The 19,800-nt window shown below is 68.9% G+C and carries 16 protein-coding genes and 1 pseudogene; 16 read left to right on the forward strand and 1 reads right to left on the reverse strand.

From position 1 onward, the window contains the following. Window positions 1-363: 363 nt before the first annotated feature. The 4 genes and pseudogenes from ACZ7OH_RS26920 to ACZ7OH_RS26935 all read left to right on the forward strand — a co-directional run bounded on the left by ACZ7OH_RS26920 (window position 364) and on the right by ACZ7OH_RS26935 (window position 5,114). Complete coding sequence (locus tag ACZ7OH_RS26920; protein ID WP_470283327.1) at window positions 364-1,821, forward strand: MFS transporter; 1,458 nt, start codon at window positions 364-366, stop codon at window positions 1,819-1,821. Between the two features lie 100 nt (window positions 1,822-1,921). Further along, window positions 1,922-3,166 (forward strand): bifunctional 3,4-dihydroxy-2-butanone-4-phosphate synthase/GTP cyclohydrolase II, encoded by a 1,245-nt coding sequence (locus ACZ7OH_RS26925; RefSeq protein WP_470283328.1) that lies wholly within the window; start codon window positions 1,922-1,924, stop codon window positions 3,164-3,166. Between the two features lie 33 nt (window positions 3,167-3,199). After that, window positions 3,200-3,994 carry a helix-turn-helix transcriptional regulator gene (locus ACZ7OH_RS26930; RefSeq protein WP_470283329.1) on the forward strand — a complete coding sequence of 265 codons (795 nt, stop codon included), beginning with the start codon at window positions 3,200-3,202 and terminating at the stop codon, window positions 3,992-3,994. Between the two features lie 126 nt (window positions 3,995-4,120). Then, window positions 4,121-5,114, forward strand: a pseudogene (locus ACZ7OH_RS26935) (IS481 family transposase). 35 nt (window positions 5,115-5,149) lie between these two features. Here ACZ7OH_RS26935 and ACZ7OH_RS26940 read toward each other — a convergent pair. Continuing rightward, window positions 5,150-6,850 carry an AMP-binding protein gene (locus ACZ7OH_RS26940; protein ID WP_470283330.1) on the reverse strand — a complete coding sequence of 567 codons (1,701 nt, stop codon included), beginning with the start codon at window positions 6,848-6,850 and terminating at the stop codon, window positions 5,150-5,152. Between the two features lie 213 nt (window positions 6,851-7,063). On the opposite strand from ACZ7OH_RS26940, the gene ACZ7OH_RS26945 reads away from it, so the two are divergent. From ACZ7OH_RS26945 to ACZ7OH_RS27000, 12 genes are all read left to right on the forward strand, one after another. After that, on the forward strand, window positions 7,064-7,780 hold the full coding sequence (locus ACZ7OH_RS26945) for an SDR family oxidoreductase (protein WP_470283331.1): 717 nt from the start codon (window positions 7,064-7,066) through the stop codon (window positions 7,778-7,780). Window positions 7,781-7,944: 164 nt separating this feature from the next. Then, window positions 7,945-8,250: an alpha/beta hydrolase fold domain-containing protein gene (locus ACZ7OH_RS26950; protein ID WP_470283332.1), complete on the forward strand. Its 306-nt coding sequence runs from the start codon at window positions 7,945-7,947 to the stop codon at window positions 8,248-8,250. Between the two features lie 227 nt (window positions 8,251-8,477). Continuing rightward, window positions 8,478-9,185 (forward strand): hypothetical protein, encoded by a 708-nt coding sequence (locus ACZ7OH_RS26955; protein ID WP_470283333.1) that lies wholly within the window; start codon window positions 8,478-8,480, stop codon window positions 9,183-9,185. 127 nt (window positions 9,186-9,312) lie between these two features. Further along, a complete protein-coding gene (locus ACZ7OH_RS26960; protein ID WP_285458409.1) occupies window positions 9,313-10,170 on the forward strand; it encodes an MlaE family ABC transporter permease in 858 nt (285 codons plus the stop codon). A gap of 20 nt (window positions 10,171-10,190) precedes the next feature. Further along, complete coding sequence (locus ACZ7OH_RS26965; protein ID WP_470283334.1) at window positions 10,191-11,063, forward strand: ABC transporter permease; 873 nt, start codon at window positions 10,191-10,193, stop codon at window positions 11,061-11,063. Between the two features lie 37 nt (window positions 11,064-11,100). Beyond that, on the forward strand, window positions 11,101-11,934 hold the full coding sequence (locus tag ACZ7OH_RS26970) for an ABC transporter ATP-binding protein (RefSeq protein WP_183127995.1): 834 nt from the start codon (window positions 11,101-11,103) through the stop codon (window positions 11,932-11,934). 3 nt (window positions 11,935-11,937) lie between these two features. Further along, window positions 11,938-13,173 carry an MlaD family protein gene (locus ACZ7OH_RS26975; protein ID WP_470283335.1) on the forward strand — a complete coding sequence of 412 codons (1,236 nt, stop codon included), beginning with the start codon at window positions 11,938-11,940 and terminating at the stop codon, window positions 13,171-13,173. Then, entirely contained in the window at window positions 13,170-14,606 is a 1,437-nt protein-coding gene (locus ACZ7OH_RS26980; protein WP_470283336.1) for an MlaD family protein, read from the forward strand. The genes ACZ7OH_RS26975 and ACZ7OH_RS26980 overlap by 4 nt, the downstream gene beginning before the upstream one ends. After that, window positions 14,606-15,889, forward strand: coding sequence for an MlaD family protein (locus ACZ7OH_RS26985; protein WP_470283337.1), 1,284 nt, complete (start codon window positions 14,606-14,608; stop codon window positions 15,887-15,889). The genes ACZ7OH_RS26980 and ACZ7OH_RS26985 overlap by 1 nt, the downstream gene beginning before the upstream one ends. A 5-nt stretch (window positions 15,890-15,894) precedes the next feature. Then, window positions 15,895-17,223: an MlaD family protein gene (locus tag ACZ7OH_RS26990; RefSeq protein WP_470283338.1), complete on the forward strand. Its 1,329-nt coding sequence runs from the start codon at window positions 15,895-15,897 to the stop codon at window positions 17,221-17,223. Further along, entirely contained in the window at window positions 17,220-18,485 is a 1,266-nt protein-coding gene (locus ACZ7OH_RS26995) for an MlaD family protein (RefSeq protein ID WP_470283339.1), read from the forward strand. The genes ACZ7OH_RS26990 and ACZ7OH_RS26995 overlap by 4 nt, the downstream gene beginning before the upstream one ends. 9 nt (window positions 18,486-18,494) lie before the next feature. Continuing rightward, window positions 18,495-19,793, forward strand: a complete 1,299-nt coding sequence (locus tag ACZ7OH_RS27000) for an MlaD family protein (protein ID WP_470283340.1) — start codon at window positions 18,495-18,497, stop codon at window positions 19,791-19,793. The last annotated feature ends 7 nt before the right edge of the window (window positions 19,794-19,800 follow it).

Genomic DNA, 19,800 nt, shown 5'->3' on the forward strand with positions numbered 1-19,800 from the left:
GCCGGCCACCGAATCGTGTCGGGACATCGGCCTTCACCAAGAAGCGAATGTGAATTCGTATTTGTGTATAGCCCTGGGTTCACCGCTGTGTCAACGGTCACTTTCCGTCGCAGGTCAAGCGCCTGCAGAGTCGATAGAAGATCTTGCGGAGCTCTCTTGACAACGGGGTGATTGTCGCCACACCATACTCGAATCCAAGTTCGTGTTCGCGTCTCACGGTCTCAGCCGAACGGACTTGACCAGCACAAGCGTGCGCACTGTGGCGCATGAGGAGGTTGCTGTGACTGCTCGAACTCCAGCCCCTGTCCGCTCTGGCCCTTCGTCTCACTCCGGCTCGGCCGCCGGGTGCGGAGGGGAGGCACGATGACCCGCACGTCCGAACCACGACGCGAGCCCGTCACCCGTGAACTGATGGCCAGGATCGAATCCCTGCCGATGTCACGCTGGCACTACGGGATGATCGTGCTCACCGGGGCCGCGCTGATCTTCGACACCGCCGACGCGGGCTTGGCGTCCGCGGCTCAGGTCGGTGTGCGCGACTCGTTCCACGTCGGGCAGATCGAGCTGGGCCTCCTCGTGTCCGCGGCGTTCATCGGCGCCACCGCCAGCGCCGCCCTGATCGGGTTCCTCGCGGACCGGTTCGGACGCCGTCGGATGATCGCGTTGTCCATCCTGGTGTTCAGCCTGGCCACCGCGGCCGCGGCGTTGTCGCAGAACTTCACCACGCTGCTGGTCTTCCGCGTGGTCGCGGGGGTCGGCTACGGCGGGCTGCTGCCGCTGGCGTGGGCGTTCGGCAGCGAGTTCGCGCCGGCGGTGCGCCGCGGGAGAACACTGTCGTGGCTGAACGCGTTCTACGGCGCGGGCGGCGCCGTGGCCTACCTGATCGGCCTGGGGATCATGGTGCCGCTGGGGTGGCGGTGGGGTTTCGCCGCCTTCCTGGTCCCGGCGCTGCTCGCGTTCGTGGTCCTGCGGTTCATGCCCGAGGGCGTGCCGTTCCTGGTGCGCCGCGGCCGGGTGGCGGAAGCTCGCGCCGAAGTCGAACGGATCGAGACGCGGGTCCTCCGCGGCCGGCCGCGGCCCCCAACTGGGGTCGGAAGTGCGGAGAACGGAGCCGCCGGCGAGGAGCGGGCGGCGAGCACGATCTCGTCGCTGGCCGCCACCAAGCAGCTCTTCTCGCGCGGCAACCGGCTGCGGACGGTCTCGATCATCCTGGCCTGGCCGGTCCCCGTCATCTTCGTCAACGGCGCGATCAGCTTCTACCCGTTGATCTTCGTCCGCGAGTTCCACCTGCCGCTCGCGCAGGTGCTGGCGTTCCTGACGTTCTCGGCGTTCCTGACCGTCGTCGGCCGGTTCCTGGCCGGTTTGGTGCTGGACCCGATCCGGCGGCTGTCGCCGAGCGGCTTGAAGATGTACCTCGCCCTCGGGGTCGTCCTGCTCGGCGGGGTGCCGGCGGTCATCCTGATGACGCACCCGGGCGCGGGCCTGCTCCTGCTGCTGTTGTGCGCCCTGTACCTGCTTCAGGGCCTGTGGGCGGGCGGCGCGATGACCTACGTGCCGACCGTCATGCCCCTGGCCATCAGGAACGCCGGCCTGGGCGTGTTCAGCGCCCTGACCAACGTCGCCCAGATCATCGGCCCGATCGTGGTCGGCGCGATCCTCGAGTTCAGCGGCCTGACCACCATCGCCGAACTGACACTCATCGTCACGATCGTCTGCGCGCTGTTCGTCGCCGTGTTCGGGCACCGCGAGAGGCTCGCGACTGTTCGGCTCGACGTGCCGGCCGCCGCGGGGAACGAACGCGGCGCGGAAACCGTCCAGTGACGTCCGATCACACCGCAGGGTTGCTCGCCGTGCTCCCGAGCACGGCGAGCAACCCTGCGGTTTCCCGTTGTGCACGAACGATGTCCCGAAAGGACCGGTCATGAGCAGTCCCACTCCCGCCGAGGCGGTGCAGCAGGCCGTGGCCACGCTGGCTGCAGGCGGCATGATCGTCGTCAGCGACGCGGCCGACCGGGAGGACGAAAGCGATCTGGTCGTGGCCGCTGAGCTGGTCACCGACGAGCAGATGGCCTTCCTGGTCCGCCACACCACCGGGATCGTCTGCGTGCCGATGCCGGCCGCGCGCGCCGACGATCTCCGGCTGCCGCCGATGGTCCGCGAAAACACCGACGCCCACGGCACGGCGTTCACCGTGAGCGTCGACGCGGCCGGCACCGGCACCGGCGTGTCGGCGGCCGACCGTGCCCGCACCGCACGGGCCCTCGCCGATCCGCGGTCGCGCCCTGAACAGCTGCGGCGGCCCGGCCACCTGTTCCCGCTGCGCGCCCGCGACGGCGGCGTGCTCGTGCGCGCGGGCCATACCGAAGCCGCGGTCGATCTCCTGCGCGCCGCCGGGCTGTCCGGTACCGGCGTGATCAGCGAGCTCGTCGCCGACGACGGCTCGATGCTGCGCGGCGCGGGCCTGGCCGCGTTCGCCCGCCGCCACGGCTTGCCGACGCTGGCGATCGACGACCTCGTGCGGCACCGCCGCGGCACCGAACGCCTCGTCGAATCCTTCGCGAGCTCGACCATGCCCACCGAGTTCGGCACTTTCCGCGCGGTTGCCTACCGCAACACCGTCGACGGCGGCGAGCACCTCGCACTGGTCATGGGCGACGTCGCCGCCGCCGGCCGTACCGACGGCGGCGTCCTCGTCCGCGTGCACAGCGAGTGCCTCACCGGGGACATCCTCGGCTCGCTGCGTTGTGACTGCGGCCTCCAGCTCGAGCAGGCTCTGCGCGCCATCGCGGCCGAAGGCTGCGGCGTTGTGGTGTATCTGCGCGGACATGAAGGCCGGGGCATCGGGCTCGGCCACAAGATTCGCGCCTACGCCCTGCAGGAGCAAGGTCTGGACACTGTCGACGCCAACACCAGCCAGGGCCTGCCTGTGGATTCGCGCAGCTACGGCGTCGGCGCCCAGATCCTCACTGAGCTCGGTGTCCGCAACATCCGCCTCGTCACGGGCAACCCCGCCAAGTACCGTGGCCTCGACGGATACGGCCTGAACGTCGTCGGCCGCGTGACGATGCCGACCGCGGCGAATCCCCACAACGTCCGCTACCTGCGGACCAAGCGGGATCGGCTGGGCCACGTGGTGGACTGGGAGAAAGCGGCGGGATCCGAATAGGACGTTTCGGCGAAGACCCCGACAGGAGGATAGATGGGCCTCTACCCGTCCAGTCTGATCGAAGACCGGCTGCCCGAACGAGTGCGCGCGTTGCAGCGGCTCAGCGGCGTGCCCGTCGCGTTCGCCGGAGTCACCCGCGGCGGCGTCGGTCGGCGCGAGCTGGTGCTCGACCGGCTGGCGGGCACGCTGGGCACCTCGTTGCATGGCCTGGTCGTGCGGTCCGGTCGCGGCCTCGGCGGCACCGTGCTGCGTGACGGCACGCCCCACCGCGTCAACGACTACGCCACCACCGCCACGATCACCCACGACTACGACCGGGTCGTCGTGCACGAAGAACACCTCACCTCGATCCTCGCCGTCCCGGTCACCGTGCGTGGCACCGTCCACTGTGTCCTCTACGGTGCCGTCCGCGACCACCGGCCACTCGGCGACCGCGCGCTGCGTGCGGCCACCGTGCTGGCCGAGCAGTTCCAGCGCGACCTCGAACACACCCTCGCACCCGAACCCGCGCCCGACGCGCTGGCCGAACTCGCCACGATCGTGCAGGACGTCGCCGATCCCGCCCTGCGCGCACGGCTGGCGCGGGTGCACCACGCGCTCAGCGCCGGGGCTCCCGAAGCGTCAGGCGCACCGAAGGTGACGCTGACGCCGCGGGAAGTCGACACCCTCCGCCTGGTCGCCCTCGGCGCCACCAACCTCGAGATCGCGGCCCGGCTGGGGCTCACCCCCGAAACGGTCAAGGCCTACCTGCGCACCGCCATGCGCAAGCTCGGCGTGCACACCCGTACGGCGGCCGTGCACGCGGCACGCCGTGCGGGCGTCCTCTAGTTGTGATGTCCAGGGACGTTGTCCCGAGTTGAGGTGACCCGGCGACGGCCTGTCCCGCTGACAGGTGAAGGCCTCCGGATGTGAAGTGGAGCTGTCTAGGAACCACATCACCCACCGGAGGCCTTCATGTCCCACCCTAACGCCACCCTGACCCCACGCACCCGCCTGCGACTGGCGCGCCTGATCGTCGAAGAGGGCTGGACCTGCACCGCAGCGGCCAAGATGTTCATGGTCGCCGCCAAGACCGCCGCGAAGTGCGCTCACCGCTACCGCACCGAAGGCGTGGCGGGGATGACCGACCGCAGCTGCCGTCCGCACCGCAGCCCGACCCGCACCCCCGAGCACCTGGTCCGGGCGATCGTGCGGTTGCGGTGGCGCCAGCGGCTGGGCCCGGTCCAGATCGGCGGCCGGCTCGACCTGCCCGCATCCACGGTGCACGCGGTGCTGACCCGCTGCCGGATCAACCGCCTGTCCCGCCTCGACCGGGTCACCGGCGAACCCCTGCGCCGCTACGAACACGACCATCCCGGATCGCTGATCCATGTCGATGTCACCAAGTTCGGCAACATCCCCGACGGCGGCGGACACCGCTACGTCGGCCGGCGACAAGGCGACCGCAACAAGCGAGCCACCCCCGGGGCTGCCCCGCGGCGCCGACCGCAACCCCCGCACCGGCACCGCGTTCGTCCACACCGTCCTCGACGACTGCTCCCGCGTCGCCTACGCCGAGATCCACACCGACGAAACCGCCGTCACCGCCACCGCGGTCCTGCGCCGGGCAGTGGCCTGGTTCACCGCCCGCGGCGTCAACGTCGAGCGGGTGCTCTCGGACAACGGCTCGGCCTACCGCTCGCATGCCTGGCGCGAGGCTTGCGCCGAGCTGGGGATCGTCCCGAAACGGACCCGGCCTTACCGGCCGCAGACCAACGGCAAGATCGAGCGGTTCCATCGCACGTTGGCCGAGGGCTGGGCCTACGCCCGCTTCTACCCGTCCGAGACCCTGCGGCGGGCGGCGTTACCGGGGTGGCTGCACTTCTACAATCATCACCGTCCCCACAGCTCAACCGGCGGCAAGCCGCCGGTCACCCGGCTGACCAACCTTCTTGGACATCACATCTAGTCCGGCACGGGTGATGGCCGAGCGCCGGCGCTCCCTCAGCCTTTCAGCTCGGGGAACTGGTCGTCGCGCCATTCCGCGGTCTCGCCGCCGTTCTCGGCCAGCCGGGTCTCGCGCCCGCGCAGCTCCACACGGCGGATCTTGCCCGACAGCGTCTTGGGCAGCTCGGCGAACTCGATCCGCCGCACCCGCTGGTAGGGGTTCAGCCGCTCGCGGGCGTGGCGCAGGATCGACAGCGCCGTCTCTTTTGTCGGCTCACGGCCGGGTGCCAGCGCGATGTAGGCCTTCGGCACCGCCAGCCGCACCGGGTCCGGCGCGGGAACCACGGCCGCCTCGGCCACCGCCGGGTGCTCGACCAGCACCGACTCCAGCTCGAACGGGCTGATCTTGTAGTCGCTGGCCTTGAACACGTCGTCGGTGCGCCCGACGTAGAAGATGTAGCCCTCTTCGTCCACCGACGCAACGTCGCCCGTGTGGTAGTAGCCGCCGGCCATCGCCTCGCCGGTGCGTTCGGGGTCGTTCTGGTACCCCTTCATCAGCGCCCGCGGATTCCGGGACAGATCCAGGCAGATCTCGCCCTCGCCCGGCGCCGCCAGCGGCGTACCGGTGGCCGGGTCGACCAGGACCACCGGCACCCCCGGCAGCGGACGGCCCATCGACCCGGGCTTGACCTCCGCGCCGGGGGTGTTGGCGACCTGCGCCGTGGTCTCGGTCTGGCCGAACCCGTCGCGCAAGCTCAAGCCCCACGCTCGGCGCACCTGGTCGATCACCTCCGGGTTGAGCGGTTCACCGGCGCCGATGGCCTCACGCAGGCCCTCGGGCCGTTCGCCGAGCTCGGCCTTGATCAGCATCCGCCACACCGTCGGCGGCGCGCAGAAGCTGTTCACCCGGCGCTCGCGCAGCTGTCCGAGCAGAGCCGCGGCGTCGAATCGGGTGTAGTTGTAGATGAAGATCGTCGCCTCCGCGATCCACGGCGCGAAGAAGCACGACCACGCGTGCTTGGCCCAGCCGGGTGAGGAGATGTTCAGGTGGACGTCGCCGGGCCGGACGCCGAGAAAGTACATCGTCGGCAGGTGCCCGACGGGGTAGGACACCTGCGTGTGCTCCACCAGCTTCGGCCGCGACGTGGTGCCGGAGGTGAAATACAGCAACGCCGGGTCGTCGAGGGCCGTCCCGGGATGCTGCACCGCCTCCCATTCCCGCAGCGCGGCCTCCCGCAGATCCGCCCAGCCCTCCGCCGGGCCGACGCTGATGCGCGTGACGCCACCGGGCACCCCGTCGAGCAGGTGGGTGTCGCCGGCGTTGCAGATGACGTGGCGCGTGCCGCTGCGCGCGACCCGGTCGGCCAGGTCATCGGAGTTGATCGCGGTGGTCGTCGGCAACAGCACCGCGCCCAGCTTCATGACCGCCAGCATCGACTCCCACAGCTCGACCTGGTTGCCGAGCATGAGCACCACGGGATCACCCTTCGCGACCCCGAGCGCGGCCAGCCACGCCGCCAGCCGATCGGACGCCCGCGCCATCTCGTCGAAGCTGCGCTCGACCGACGTGCCGTCCTCCTCGACGATCACCAGGGCCGGCTGGTCGTTGCCTCGCGCGATCGCGTCGAACCAGTCCACCGCCCAGTTGAACCGGTCGCCGAGCTCCGGCCACCGGAACTCGGCCACCGCCCGTTCGTGTTGGCCCCGCAACGCCAGCAGCTGGTCTCGGCTGGTTCGGTACGCCTCGGTCGCATCCACAGTGGACTCCTCCTCCTTCCGGGGCCGGCACGCCCCGATCCGGCCGCGCCGATCGCGCCACCGCCCTGGACTCGCCGACAGGTCTTCCCGCGCAGCATCGAGCCGGGAGGGCCCGGTGAATACCCGCATTCGGGGGTAGGAACGGTCACCCCCGTTGCCGATCGTGGTCGGCGCGATCCTGGCCCGCTCGAGCGAAACGTGGAGTGATGCATCGTGAACGACCTCGATGGACAGCGTGTTGTCGTCGTCGGTGGCGGCTCGAGGCTCGGGCGCGCGATCGCCCTCGCGGCCGCGGAGGCGGGAGCCGATCTCGTCGTCGCCGGGCGATCCGACGACACGGTGCGCGAGGTGGCCGAACTGGCCCCCACCCAGGCCGAAGCCCTTCGCATCGACCTGAGCCGGCCCGACACGATCACCCGGTTCGGTGAGCGAGTCGGCTCCTTCGACCACCTGATCTCCACCGTGTCCATGCACGCGGCCGGTCCGCTGGCCGACCTCGACGACGCCGACATCGAACGCGCCGTCGACGCCAAGATCCTCGGCCCGCTGCGTCTCGTCCGAGCCACCGCGCCGTCGATTCGGCCGGGTGGTTCCTACACCTTCTTCTCCGGTCAGGCCGCTTGGCGCCCGACGCCCGGAGGCGTGGTCACGGCGGCGGTCAACGGCGGGCTGGCGTTCCTCGTCGAGGCGCTCGCCGTGGAACTCGCGCCGGTGCGCGTCAACGCCGTCGCGCCGGGCGTCGTCGACTCCGGCGCTCTCGACCGCCTCGGTGACCGCAAGGCCGCGATTCTCGCCGACGTGACCGCTCGCAACCCGGTCGGCCGGGTGGGCACGCCCGACGACGTAGTCCCGGCGACGCTGATGCTGCTCACCAACGGTTACATGACCGGCACGACCGTCCATGTCGATGGCGGCGGCAAGCTGGTGTGAAGCGGTGACGCCCAGTGCCCCATTCCGAACAGTAGGCGGGCCCGCTTGGTTACCGGCCGCCGGCGCTCGACCTGCACCTGCCCGACCGGCCGGTCGCAGGCCGGTCCCCTCGCGGTCTACGCCCATCCGGGCGGGTTCTTCCTTGGCTCGCGGCGGATGGGACCGTGGCGGTTCCTGCTGGACGCCGGGATCGCCGGGCCTCGGGGTCCTGCCGGCTCAGCGGAGAGGCGCCGTTCCCGACGCCCGTGCACGACGTCGCGGCCGCGGTGCGCCGGGTGCGGGCCCACGCCGGTGAACACGGCCTGGACCCGGACTCGGTCGTCAGGTTCGGGGCCGGCGCCGGTGTCTACCTGATCTCCGCCGTCGCTACTTTCTGCGGCGAGTCGGTCTTGTCCTCATTCCGCCGCGCCGACCGGCGTGCCTGCGGGCATACGAACTGGGTGGGCAGGACGACGTGGGCAGGCTCGTAGCCCCACGGATGTCGAACGAGGAGCGCCGGCAAGACCGCGCAGTACGGACATCAAGTGACAGAGGCGGCGGTGATCACCTCGGTTGGAGTAGCCTTCTAGGTGGAATAGCCACACAAAGTGGCTTTCCGAACCTGCCGGCTCCGCGGCCGCTCGGCTCAACTCGACGTTGGCCCACGAGTGCCAGCATTGGCCCATATGGCCCAGTGTCGGCCGGACATACTTCCGCAGTGTTCATTGTCGAACCCCGGAAGCCAGCGACGCCGGGAACCTATGACCGGCGGACCGCCGGCGAGCTTTTGATGCTACGCGCAGCCCTGGACGCCGACCGCCTTTCGTCCGTTGTGGACGCCCACCGCGAATCGCCGTCGGATCCCTACATCCAGCGCCACAACCTCGCGGCCGCAAGCGGAAGGCCTCCCGCGGGTCCGCAACGCGAATTTCCTTCGCGACCGAGCACGTCGGACGAGACCTCGTCCAGGTCGGGGCAACCAGTGAAAGGTGGGATCTCCATGACGCGTCCTGGTGACAACGCCACCGCTCCGGCCCGGCTGTCCTGGGTGGACCGGATCGACGCACCCGTCGCGGTCCGGAGTGCGTCGACCGGGTTCAGCGTTCTCCTCATCGGCGGGCTCGCTCAACCACTGGCCGTGACTTGGGTGCCGCTCCTGGGTTACGCGTGGCTTCCGCTCGTCGCTGTGGTGGCGTTTTTCGTCGCCGCGAGGCGAATCGGCAAGGCCAGCCTGCCCGCGGCTCACGGTGCCGTCGCCGCGCTGTGCAGTTATCTGCTCGCACTTCCGATGTCCTTGCTCGTGCCGGCAGGCCGCGATCCTCTCCAAATCGGGCTCACAGCGGCTACGGCTGTGGTGGTCGGCGCCGCGGTCGGCTTCTTTCGTGGACGCATGAGTGGCACGGAGATGGCCAGGACTTCACAGTGATAGCAACGCTTTCCGTGCCTCACGCACGAGATGCGGCGATCGCAGCGTGGCGGAATCGTGTGAGCCTCGTTCCACAGATGAGTCCCGCCACACGGAATTGACTCGAAGCCCACCAAGGAGTGCACCGATGACGACGCACGCAGCGGCACCGCCGAGGTCGAAAGACCGGGAGCGGCGGAAGGCGAGCCGGCGATCCGGCCTGGGCTCCGCGGTCGCGCGTCCGCTGGAGCAGGCCGGCGAAATGGTGCGGCTGATGGGCGACGTGCTGTACTCCGCCCTCCGGCACCCAGTTGGCTACTGGGGCGAAGTTCGTGAGCAGATGTTCCAGACGCTGAAGCTGTGCTGGATCCCGATGATCATCTCGACCACGGCCTTCGGCCTCGGGGCCCCGGGGCTGCAGGGCGGGAACATCTTCTCCCTCTTCGGTATCCCCGAACGGCTCGGCTCGTTCTTCATCATGGCGAGCGTCCGCGAGTTCGCGCCCTGGATCAACGCGATGGTCGTGGCCGGCGTGATGGGCACGGCGATCACCGCGGACCTCGGTGCCCGCCGCATCCGTGAAGAGATCGACGCGATGGAGGTCCTGGGCGTCGATCCGATCCGGACGCTCATCGTGCCGCGGGTGGTCGCGATGACGTTGATCACGGGGCTGATGGACCTGGTGGCGCTGGCTTTCGGTGTCGTGGGCGGGTACATCGCGGCTGTGCCGATCCTCAAGGCGAACAGCAGCGCGTTCTTCGGCAGCTTCTTCGACAACGCGACAACGACCGACATCTGGGCGAGCGTGATCAAGACTTCGATCTTCGGATTGATCATCGGCGTCGTCTGCTGCTACAAGGGCCTGCATACCGGCGGCGGGCCGATCGGGGTGGGGCGGGCGGTCAACCAGGCCGTGGTGATCGCGTTCGCCGCGATCTGGATATTCAACGCGGTCTTCACCGCGATCATGCTCGGTCTCAACCCCGAGATGCAGATCTACAAGTGACGAGGCGGGGAGAAGACACCGTGACCCGAGCTGCGCAGAACGGCGGAGTCGGCGAAAAGAAGCTGCCAGGTGCGCCGAAGCCCGCCGACGTCGAGATTTCGTTGAAGGGCATGGCGACTTCGGTCAAGTCCGCGGTCGAAACCGGCGGCGACATCGCAAGGTTTTCCGGCCGGACGATCCGTGCGTTGCCCGATCTCCGGCACTACGCCACCGAAGTCTTCCATCAGTGCGGCGTGCTCATCCTGTCCAGCGGGCTCGTCATCTGGCTCATGCAGTTCGTGATCGGGTACGAGTGCGGCCTCGAAGGCAACTACACGCTCAAGCAGATCGGCGTTCCCCTCTATTCGGGGATCTTCAACGCCTGGTGCGCGATCCGCGAGATGGCGCCGTACATGTGGGGCTACATCTTCGCGGCGAAAGTCGGCTGTGGTCTGGTCGCCGAGATCGGCTCGATGCGCATCTCCGACGAGATCGACGCGATGGAGGTCATGGGTGTCAAGTCGAGGAGCTACCTGGTCGGCAGCCGCATCGTCGCGGCCTGGATCGCGATGCCGTTCCTCTACGTGGTGGGCCTCGGAATCATGTACATCGGGGAGTTCCTCACCACCGTGAAGATGCTCGGCGGGGTTTCCCCCGGTGGTTACAACTTCATCTTCTGGCTCTACCAGAACCCGCAGGACCTGTTCTTCTCCCTGTGCAAGGTGATGGCCATGGGAACGGCGATCATCTTCGTCGGATGTTATTACGGCTACAACGCCAGTGGTGGGTCCGTCGGCGTGGGACGAAGTACGGCGAAGTCGATGATGCTGAACATGGTGCTGATACATATCATCGGTGTATTGGGGACCCAGCTCTTCTGGGGTCTGGCGCCGAATGCACCGATCGCCAACTGACCGGCCCGCCGTCCCTTCGTCCCGCGAGGAGAAATCTGTGTCCACATCGAACACCGCCGACGCACCCACGCGGATCCACACCCGCAGCGGCCACCTCTTGGCCGGCCCGGCTGACCGGACGCACTCGATGGAAGTGCGGAACGTCTCGAAGGCCTTCGGGAACTTCCACGTCATGCGCGGCATGAACATCAACTTCGTCGACGACGCCATCACGACGGTGCTCGGGCCGTCGGGTACCGGTAAGAGCGTGCTCCTGAAGCACCTCGTCGGGCTCTTGGAGCCCGATGAGGGCGAGATCGTCATCTTCGGTCAGGACCTGTGGAAGATCACCGAGCAGGAGCGCTACGACCTCCGCAAGCGCTTCGGTGTCCTGTTCCAGGACGGCGCCTTGTTCGGCTCTATGAACATCTACGACAATACCGCCTTCCCGCTGCGCAAGCACACGGACATGAGCGAGGCGGAAATCGAGCACATCGTGATGACCCGGCTGACGGAAGTCGGCTTGGAGCGGTCGATCACGAAACTCCCGAACGAGGTGTCGGGTGGTATGCGGAAGCGCGCCGGGTTCGCGCGGGCGCTCGTGCTCAACCCGGACATCGTGTTGTTCGACGAGCCGGACTCCGGTCTGGACCCCGTCCGCACCAGCCTGCTGAACGACCTCATCCTGGACATGCACCGCGAGCACAAGGGCACCTACCTGCTCGTCACGCATGACATCCGCACCGCGCGCAAGGTCAGCGACTACGTCGGCCTCATTTGGCAAGGGCAGGTCGTGCACTACGGCGAAGCCGAGGAGGCGTTCGCGTCCGACGACCCGTTCGTGCGGCAGTTCCTGGCTGGCGAATCCGCGGGCCCGCTGGGGATGGACTGACTCATGAAACGTGTGTTGACGGTCGGCGTCATCGTGGTGGCGGCCCTGGGCGTCGGGGCCACTGCCGTCGCCGCGATGAGAAGCGACGACTACGAAGTCGGCGTGATCCTCGACTCCGCGACGAACGTGGTGTCCGGGGGAACGGTGCAGGTCAACGGTTTCGAGGTCGGCAAGGTGTCCGACATCTCGGTCGAGGGCGGCAAGGCGAAGCTGGTGCTCGCGCTCGAAGGGGACCACGTTCCCCTCCACGACGGCGCGCAGGTGCGGATCGAGTGGAAGGCGGCGCTCGGCGAGCGGATGGTGAACATCACCGACGGACCGAGCGGGAACGCGGAGATCCCCGACCACGGGATGATCAAGGGCGACATGCCGGTGCCGATGGAGTTCGACCAGGTGCTGAACGCTCTGGATCCGCCGACCCGGGCCAAGCTCAGCGCGTTGATCAACCGGCTCGACAGCACGGTCAAGGGCAACGAGACCGACGTGAACCGGACGGTGCGCTCGGCCGGCCCCGCCGTGCAAGCGCTCGGTGAAGTGCTGCGGGGGCTCGGCAGCGACGGGCCGGCGATCAAGCAGATGGTCACCCAGCTCGACACCATGGTCGGAACCCTCGCTGGTCGTGAGGCCGACCTGCGCACGGTGATCGACCAGCTGTCGAAGACGACGTCGCTCACCGCGCAGCAGCACGAGGCCCTTGCCTCGGCGCTCAAGAAGCTGCCCGGCACCTTGCAAACCGCGGGCAAGACCTTGGGCGACGTGCCCGACGCGGTGGGGCAGGCGGTGCCGCTGCTGAAGGATCTCGATCCGGCGACGGCGAAGCTGCCGGACGTGAGCCGGAACCTCCGGCCGTTGCTGACCGACCTGCGCCCGCTGGTCGCCGAGTTGCGGCCGACCCTGGCCGACGCGCAGACCCTGCTGAACTACACGCCGGGACTGCTGGACACCGCGCACGCGACGGCGCCCGGCTTGAACTCGGCCGTGAGCAGCCTGATGCCCGCGTTGAGCTTCCTGCGCCCGTTCACACCGGAGGCGGTGGGCCTACTGTCCAACTGGGGTTCGGCGAGCGGCAACTACGACGCCAACGGCCACTACAGCCGCATCTACGTACAGGCCGGGGCGTCGAGCGTGAACGTCAATCCGGGCATCGTCCCGCCGGGCTTCACCAGCGACCCGACGCCGTTGCCGGGATCGCCGGTCGGTCAGCCCTGGACCGACGCGTTCGGAAGTGGGATCCGATGAGCAAGCACACGTCCCGGCCGTCATATCCGGTGTCTTACCGGCTCCGAGGTCTCGCCGTGGTCGTCGTCGCGTGCGTCGGCGTGACCGCCGGCGCCGTGGGCGCGAAAGACAAAGGACAACCCGGCGAGATCACGATCGTCGCCAAGTTCACCGACGCCAGTCCACTGATCCCGGGCAACGAGGTGAAGGTCGACGGCGTCAACGTCGGCCAAGTCGCGGCCATGACGGTGGACAGCGACAAGCACGCCGCGGTGGCGCTGAGCCTGGATCCCGCGGCGCTGCCGGTGCACACCGACGCCAAGGTCACGCTCAAGCCGGTCAGCATCCTCGGCGAGCGGTACCTCGACCTGGACCGCGGGACGCCCTCGGCGCCCGCGCTCCAGGACGGCGACGTCCTGCCGGTGCAGCAGACCAGCGTCTACACCGACCTCGACCAGGTGCTCAACACCATCGACGACCCCACCGGACAGTCGCTGGCGGCCTTGGTGACGGTGCTCGGCGAAGGCATGCGGGAGAATGGCCAGAACGCCGACGCGACCATTCAGGCGCTCGCTTCGTCGATGAAGGACACCGACGGGCTGGCGAAGGTCCTCAAGGAACAGAACGGCCTGCTCACCAGCGTGGTCGACAAGATCGAACCGGTGGCCCAGGCCCTGGCCGTGGACAACGGGGCGACCCTCGACGTACTCCTCTCGTCCGCGCAGACCGCCACTGAAGCCACCGCGAAGAACCGTGCCGCGCTCGAGTCGACCCTAAGCCAGCTGCCGGACACCCTCTCCGCAGCCCGGAAGACGCTCGGGCAGCTGACCGGTACCGCGCAGGCCACGACACCCGTCCTGCAGTCGATCAGGCCGACCACGGACAACCTGAGCGCCATCAGCGACGAGCTCAAGAAGTTCTCCGAGTCGCTCGACCCGGCGCTGGCGAGCGCGAAGCCGGTCCTGGACAAGGCGCAGGGCCTGCTCGACGAGGCTCGTCCGGTGGTCGACCAGCTCAAGACCGCCGGCCCGGACCTGCGGACCACGGTCGGCTCCGCCCGCCCGGTCGTCACCGACCTGACGAACAACTTCGGGAACGTGCTGAACTTCATCCGCAACTGGGCTCTGACCACCAACGGCGGCGACGGTGTATCCCACTACTTCCGGGCCATGCTCATCGTTAACCCCGACTTGCTGACGGGCCTCGTACCCGGCCTTAACGCACCCAACGGGGCTCCGACGCCCCCGCAGCAGGGTCCTCCGCAGGGTGACACCGGCACGCCGGCTCAAGGGGCGCCGCCGCTGCCGCTGCCGAGCCTCCCGGGACTCACCGGCTCAGGCGGAGTCCTCGGCGGGCTGCTGGCCACGGGACAGCAATCCGACGGCGGCGTGACCGGGCTCAGCCAGCAGCAGGAAAGCGGCGTTCTGCAGTTCCTAATCGGTGGAGGTCAGTGATGGCGAGCACGGTCGGCCGCAAGAGGAGGTCCCTGTTCATCGGGTTCGTCGTCCTCGCCCTCTTCGTGGCCTCGGTCGGTATCGCGATCACGGCGAGCGACGGCCTGCCGGGCAAGCCGACGACGGTCGTGAAGGCAGCCTTCGGCGACGTCGGTGCCCTGCGCAGCGGCGACGACATCCGCATCGGCGGTGTGCGGGTAGGCCAGGTCGGCGACATCAACCTGGTCGACAACCAGGCCGTCGTCGAGCTGAAGTTCGACGGCGACAAGCCGATCTACCGCAATTCCAAGGCCGTGACCGCATCGGTCGGCGCGCGATCGGCGCTGGGTCAGAAGTACGTCGACTTCACTCCGGGAACGCCCGACGCGGGCGAGGTGGGCGAAAACGACGTCATCCCCTCGGCGAAGACCGAGGGCGCGCAGGAGCTTTCCGACGTGCTGGCCGTCTTCGACGAGCCGACGCGGAAGGCCCTACAGGACACACTGCGCGAGACCGGCGGCGGCGTCGTCGGACACCAGCAGGACCTCCGTGACGCGCTCGGGGCCTTGCCCGAGGAGCTGCCTGACCTCGGAACCGTGGCCGGCGCGCTGGCCACCGACGACGGGAAGGATCTGACCAGGACGCTGCGTGCGCTGGACAACCTCAGCGGCCGCTTCACCAACCGCCAGCAGGAGATCTCCGCGCTGGTCGGGCAACTGAAGACCACGTTGGACGCGGTCGGCGTCGATGGCGGCAAGCCGCTGGCGGACGTCGTCGACAAAGGGCCGGACACGCTGGGGAAGGCACGCGGCGCACTGCAGTCGCTGCAGGCGCCGCTGGCCGATGCCCAGGCGGCGATGTCGTCGCTGAAGCCGGGCGCGGACGCGCTGGGCCAGGCGACCCCGGACGTCCGTGGGGTGCTGCGCGAGGGCGTTCCGCCCCTCGACAAGGTGCCGGGCGTCGCCGGGCAGGCCGAGCCCGCGGTCGGGGCGCTCACGCAGACCTTCTCCGACGCGAGGCCGCTGGCACCGGCGGTGCGCTCGGCCGTGGGCTCGGCGCACGTGCCGCTCGAGATCCTCGCGCCGTACTCGCCGGAGATCGCGTCCTGGTTCTCCTACGCGGCCAACGCTCTCGGCCAAGGAGACGCGGCGGGCCACTGGCTGCGCATCTACCCGTTGTTCAACACCGAGTCGCTGTCCGGCGCCTTGAGCGCGCTGAAGGACCCGGTCACCGCGCGCAACGCCTATCCCGCACCGGGACAGGCACCGCAGGACAAGAAGAGCTCTCTGCTGGGGCCGAGGTGAGGAAGATGGCTTTGCGTATCAAGAACCGGCGCCGACGTCCGAAGAGCAAGGGATCGCTCTTCAAGCTGGGCGCGGTGTTCGTCGTCGTGGCGCTCGTCGCCGGTCTCGCTCTCTTCAACAAGGACCGGATCCTCACCACGCTGCGACCGGGCACTGAGTTGACCATCAACTTCGCGCGTGACTACCGGCTCCAGCCCTTTGCCACGGAGGTCAAGGTCGCCGGCATCCCGGTCGGCAAGGTCGTGGATGTCCGGGAGGCGCAGGACGGCTCCGCCGACGTCACGGTGAAGGTCGACGACGACGTGCCCACCAAGCTGCGCACCGCCCCCTCGGCGGTGATCCGGGCGGCCACCGTGCTGGGCGGCAGGTATTACGTGGACCTCGTTCCCGGCGGCGAGAAGGGCGCGCCGGCCGGCGAAATCCCCAAGGACCGTACGCGGGTGCCGGTCGAACTCGACAAGGTCGTCGACGCGCTGCCGCCGAACACCCTGAACTCGTTGCAGAAGACGGTCGGGAGCCTGGACGCCGCGCTGGACGACGAAGGCCGCGCCGCGATCGACCAGCTCCTGGCCGACGCGCCGGGCACGCTGGACCCGGCCGGTGACGTCCTGCGCGCCGCGCAGGGCACCCGGCCGCGCCAGGACCTCACCGACGTGGTGAGCGGGCTCGAATCGGCTTCCTCCGCGCTGACGAAGGAGCCAGGACAGCTCGACTCCATCGTCCGGAACCTAGGCAAGGTCAGCACCGTGTTGGGGGACCGCGCGTCGGACCTGTCCCGCACGGTCTCCGGCCTGCCCGAGGCGCTGGACTCGACGAACGCCGGGCTCTCCCGGCTGGACGGCACGCTGGCGAAGATCAAGGACGTCGCCGAACCGGCCCGTCCGGTGGCCCGCGAGCTCGACACGGCCCTGCAGCACGCCGACCCGGTGCTGGCGAAGGCACGTCCGTTGGTGAACGACCTGAAGAACCTGCTGACCGACGCTCGGCCCGTCGTCCGTGACCTCGTACCGACCGCGCAGGGCCTGACCACGGTGCTCGACGACGTGCGCGGACCGGTACTCGACCGGGTGAACGGTCCGATCAAGTCGACGATCCTCTCGCCTTACCGCGGCACGGGACCGTACGCCGGCACATCCGGTGACCGGCCGCTTTACCAGGAACTCGGATACATGTTGTCCAACGTGGACAGGGCGTCGTCGATGACCGACGGCAACGGCGCGTCGATCGCGTTCGAACCCGGGGTCGGGCCCGGCAGCATCGGCGGTCTGCCGATCAGCCTCGAACAGCTCTTCGGCAACCTCATGAGGCTCGGACAGCAGCAGGAGGGGCGATGACCCGCGAGCAAGGCCGGATCAAGAAGACCTGGGAACGCGTCCGCAGCGAGCCGAAGCTCGGCCGGAACGTGCTCACGCTAGTGGTGCTGGTAGTGCTCGGACTGGCGGTCGGGGGCTACATCGTCAGCCAGCAGGGGGCCGGGACCACGACCTGGCCGTGGCAGGACAGGTTCATCATGAAGGCGGAGTTCGACAACGCTCCCGCCGTCAGCCCGGGCAATGGCCAGGAGGTTCGGATCGCCGGGGTGAAGGTCGGCCAGATCGACTCGGCGTCCGTCTCGGACGACGGCAAGGCGCTGCTCACCCTCTCGATCGACCCGCAGTACAAGGTGTACGACAACGCACGCACGGTGCTGCGCCCGAAGAGCCCGCTCAACGAGATGTACGTCGAAATCGACCCTGGCGGGCCGCCGGGGAAAGAAATCCCGCAGGACGGGACACTCCCGGCGAGCCACTCGCAGCGGCCGATCCAGGTCGATGAGGTGCTCGGGCACCTGGACGACAACACGTTGAACGCCCTGACGTCCTTGGTCAACGAGTCCGACGCGGCCTTGGCCCACGCACCGCAGTCGCTCGCGAGCGGCCTCTCGGCGACCGACCAGGTGGCGACCGACCTCAAGCCGGTCGTGACGGCGCTGCAGACCCGGAAGGACACGCTGGCGAAGCTGGTGACCGCGCTCGCCCAGATCTCCAAGTCCGTCGGCGGGAACGACGCGCGGCTGTCGTCACTGGCCAAGAGCCTGCAGGAGACGCTCGGAGCCGCCGGCGCGCAAAGCGGCCCGCTCGACGCGTCGCTGGCGCAGCTGCCCGACCTCACCCGTCAGCTCGACGAGGCGACGAGAAGTGTGGTCGGGCTGAGCGACCAGCTCGATCCGACGCTGGAAAACCTGCGCAAGGCCTCGGGTGAGCTGCCCGATTCCCTGTCGAAGCTGACGAAGGCCGTGGACCAGGCCGGCAACACGGTGGACCAGGCGACCCCGGTCGTGGCGAAGGCCAAGCCCGTCGTCGACGACCTGCGCCCGCTCGTCGGTGACCTCAACGGGACGCTGCCCGACTTGCACGAGATCACCGGCCGGCTCAACCCGATCACCGCGGCCGTCCTGCCCTACCTGAACGACCTCTCGGCCTTCGTCTACCAGACGAATTCCCTGACCAGCCTGCACGACGCCAACGGAGGGATCCTGCGCGGCCTGCTCGAGTTCACGCCGAGCAGCCTGGGGATCCCCGGTGTGGGCGCCACGTCCGGCCAGACTCCCCGCTAGGTGGCTGCCATGAGGATCTCTCATTCCGCGATGCCGGTGATCCGGCTGATCGTGCTCGTCGTGTTCGCCACCGCCTGCGCCGTGTTCTTCGGCTACCTCTGGGTGAACTCCGGCGGCAAGCTTCCCTTCAGCAGCTCCCGCTACACGCTCACGGCGACCTTCCCGCGCGTGGCGAACCTCGTGCCCGACTCCGACGTGATGATCAGCGGCGTCGCCGTCGGCAAGGTGGCCGAGATCAAGAACGAGGGCGGTCGCGCGCACGTGACCATGGAGCTCGATCAGCAGTACCCGCTGCACGGTGGGGTTACGGTCCAGGTTCGGAACAAGACGCTCGTGGAGGAGACCTTCCTCCAGCTGACCGACGGCGACGGTCCGGCGCTGGACAGCGGAGTGGTCCTGCCGGAGAACGCGGGCAAGCCCGCTGTCGGCCTGAACGATGTGCTGGCCAGCATCGACCCCTCGACCAGGCAGGCGCTGGCGAGCACGGTCCGCTCGCTCGGTGCGTCCACGAAGGACAGCCAGGACAGCATCTCCCGCGCCTTGAGCGGTCTCGGTGACCTCGGCCGTGAAGGGCAGGGTGCGCTGGCCGCGCTGTCCGCGCAGAGTGAGGACCTGAAGAAGCTCAGCGGGAACGCGGCCGACCTTCTCGCCGCTCTCGACACCAGGCAGGGGCAGATCGCGCAGCTGGTGCGTGACGCCGACACCCTGACGAAAACCACCGCGGACGGCGGCCAAGACCTTCAGACCGTCATGCGGGAGCTGCCGGGCGTCATGGACAAGGCCAAGAGCGCGAGCGACGGCCTGAACGAGCTGTCCGGTTCGCTCGCGCCGGTTGCGAAGAACCTCAACACCGCCGCCCCAGACCTGAGCAAGGCGCTGGAACAGCTGCCGCAGACCGCCGGCGACCTGCGCGGTCTGCTGCCCTCGCTCAACGGCGTGCTCGACCACGCGCCGGACACACTGGCGCGGGTGCCGGTGGTGGCCGCCGACGCCCACCAGCTGCTGCCGACGCTGAACGTCGCGCTCGGCGACGTCAACCCGATGCTGTCCTACCTGCAGCCGTACGGGCACGACGTCGCGGCGATGTTCACCAACATGGGTCAAGCCCTGTCGAGGGGCGACGACAACGGTACGGCCTTGCGCGTCTTCATCATCCTCAACGAGCAGAGCCTGCGCGGGAACCCGCTCAACCTCAACGACATCCCGCCCCTCGACAAGAGCAACCCGTACCCGGCACCCGGCCAGGCCTCGAACCCGGGGCCGTACCAGGGCGGCTCGTACCCACGGGTGGAGAAGGGAACGAAGTGATGGTGCG

The organism is Amycolatopsis sp. NPDC114478 (assembly GCF_055633805.1).

What these genes read in the sequence shown, in the direction of transcription:
- ACZ7OH_RS26920 (WP_470283327.1), top strand. Translation starts at nt 364, where the DNA reads ATGACCCGCACGTCCGAACCACGACGCGAGCCCGTCACCCGTGAACTG.
- ACZ7OH_RS26925 (WP_470283328.1), top strand. Translation starts at nt 1,922, where the DNA reads ATGAGCAGTCCCACTCCCGCCGAGGCGGTGCAGCAGGCCGTGGCCACG.
- ACZ7OH_RS26930 (WP_470283329.1), top strand. Translation starts at nt 3,200, where the DNA reads ATGGGCCTCTACCCGTCCAGTCTGATCGAAGACCGGCTGCCCGAACGA.
- ACZ7OH_RS26960 (WP_285458409.1), top strand. Translation starts at nt 9,313, where the DNA reads ATGACGACGCACGCAGCGGCACCGCCGAGGTCGAAAGACCGGGAGCGG.
- ACZ7OH_RS26975 (WP_470283335.1), top strand. Translation starts at nt 11,938, where the DNA reads ATGAAACGTGTGTTGACGGTCGGCGTCATCGTGGTGGCGGCCCTGGGC.
- ACZ7OH_RS26980 (WP_470283336.1), top strand. Translation starts at nt 13,170, where the DNA reads ATGAGCAAGCACACGTCCCGGCCGTCATATCCGGTGTCTTACCGGCTC.
- ACZ7OH_RS26985 (WP_470283337.1), top strand. Translation starts at nt 14,606, where the DNA reads ATGGCGAGCACGGTCGGCCGCAAGAGGAGGTCCCTGTTCATCGGGTTC.
- ACZ7OH_RS26990 (WP_470283338.1), top strand. Translation starts at nt 15,895, where the DNA reads ATGGCTTTGCGTATCAAGAACCGGCGCCGACGTCCGAAGAGCAAGGGA.
- ACZ7OH_RS26995 (WP_470283339.1), top strand. Translation starts at nt 17,220, where the DNA reads ATGACCCGCGAGCAAGGCCGGATCAAGAAGACCTGGGAACGCGTCCGC.
- ACZ7OH_RS27000 (WP_470283340.1), top strand. Translation starts at nt 18,495, where the DNA reads ATGAGGATCTCTCATTCCGCGATGCCGGTGATCCGGCTGATCGTGCTC.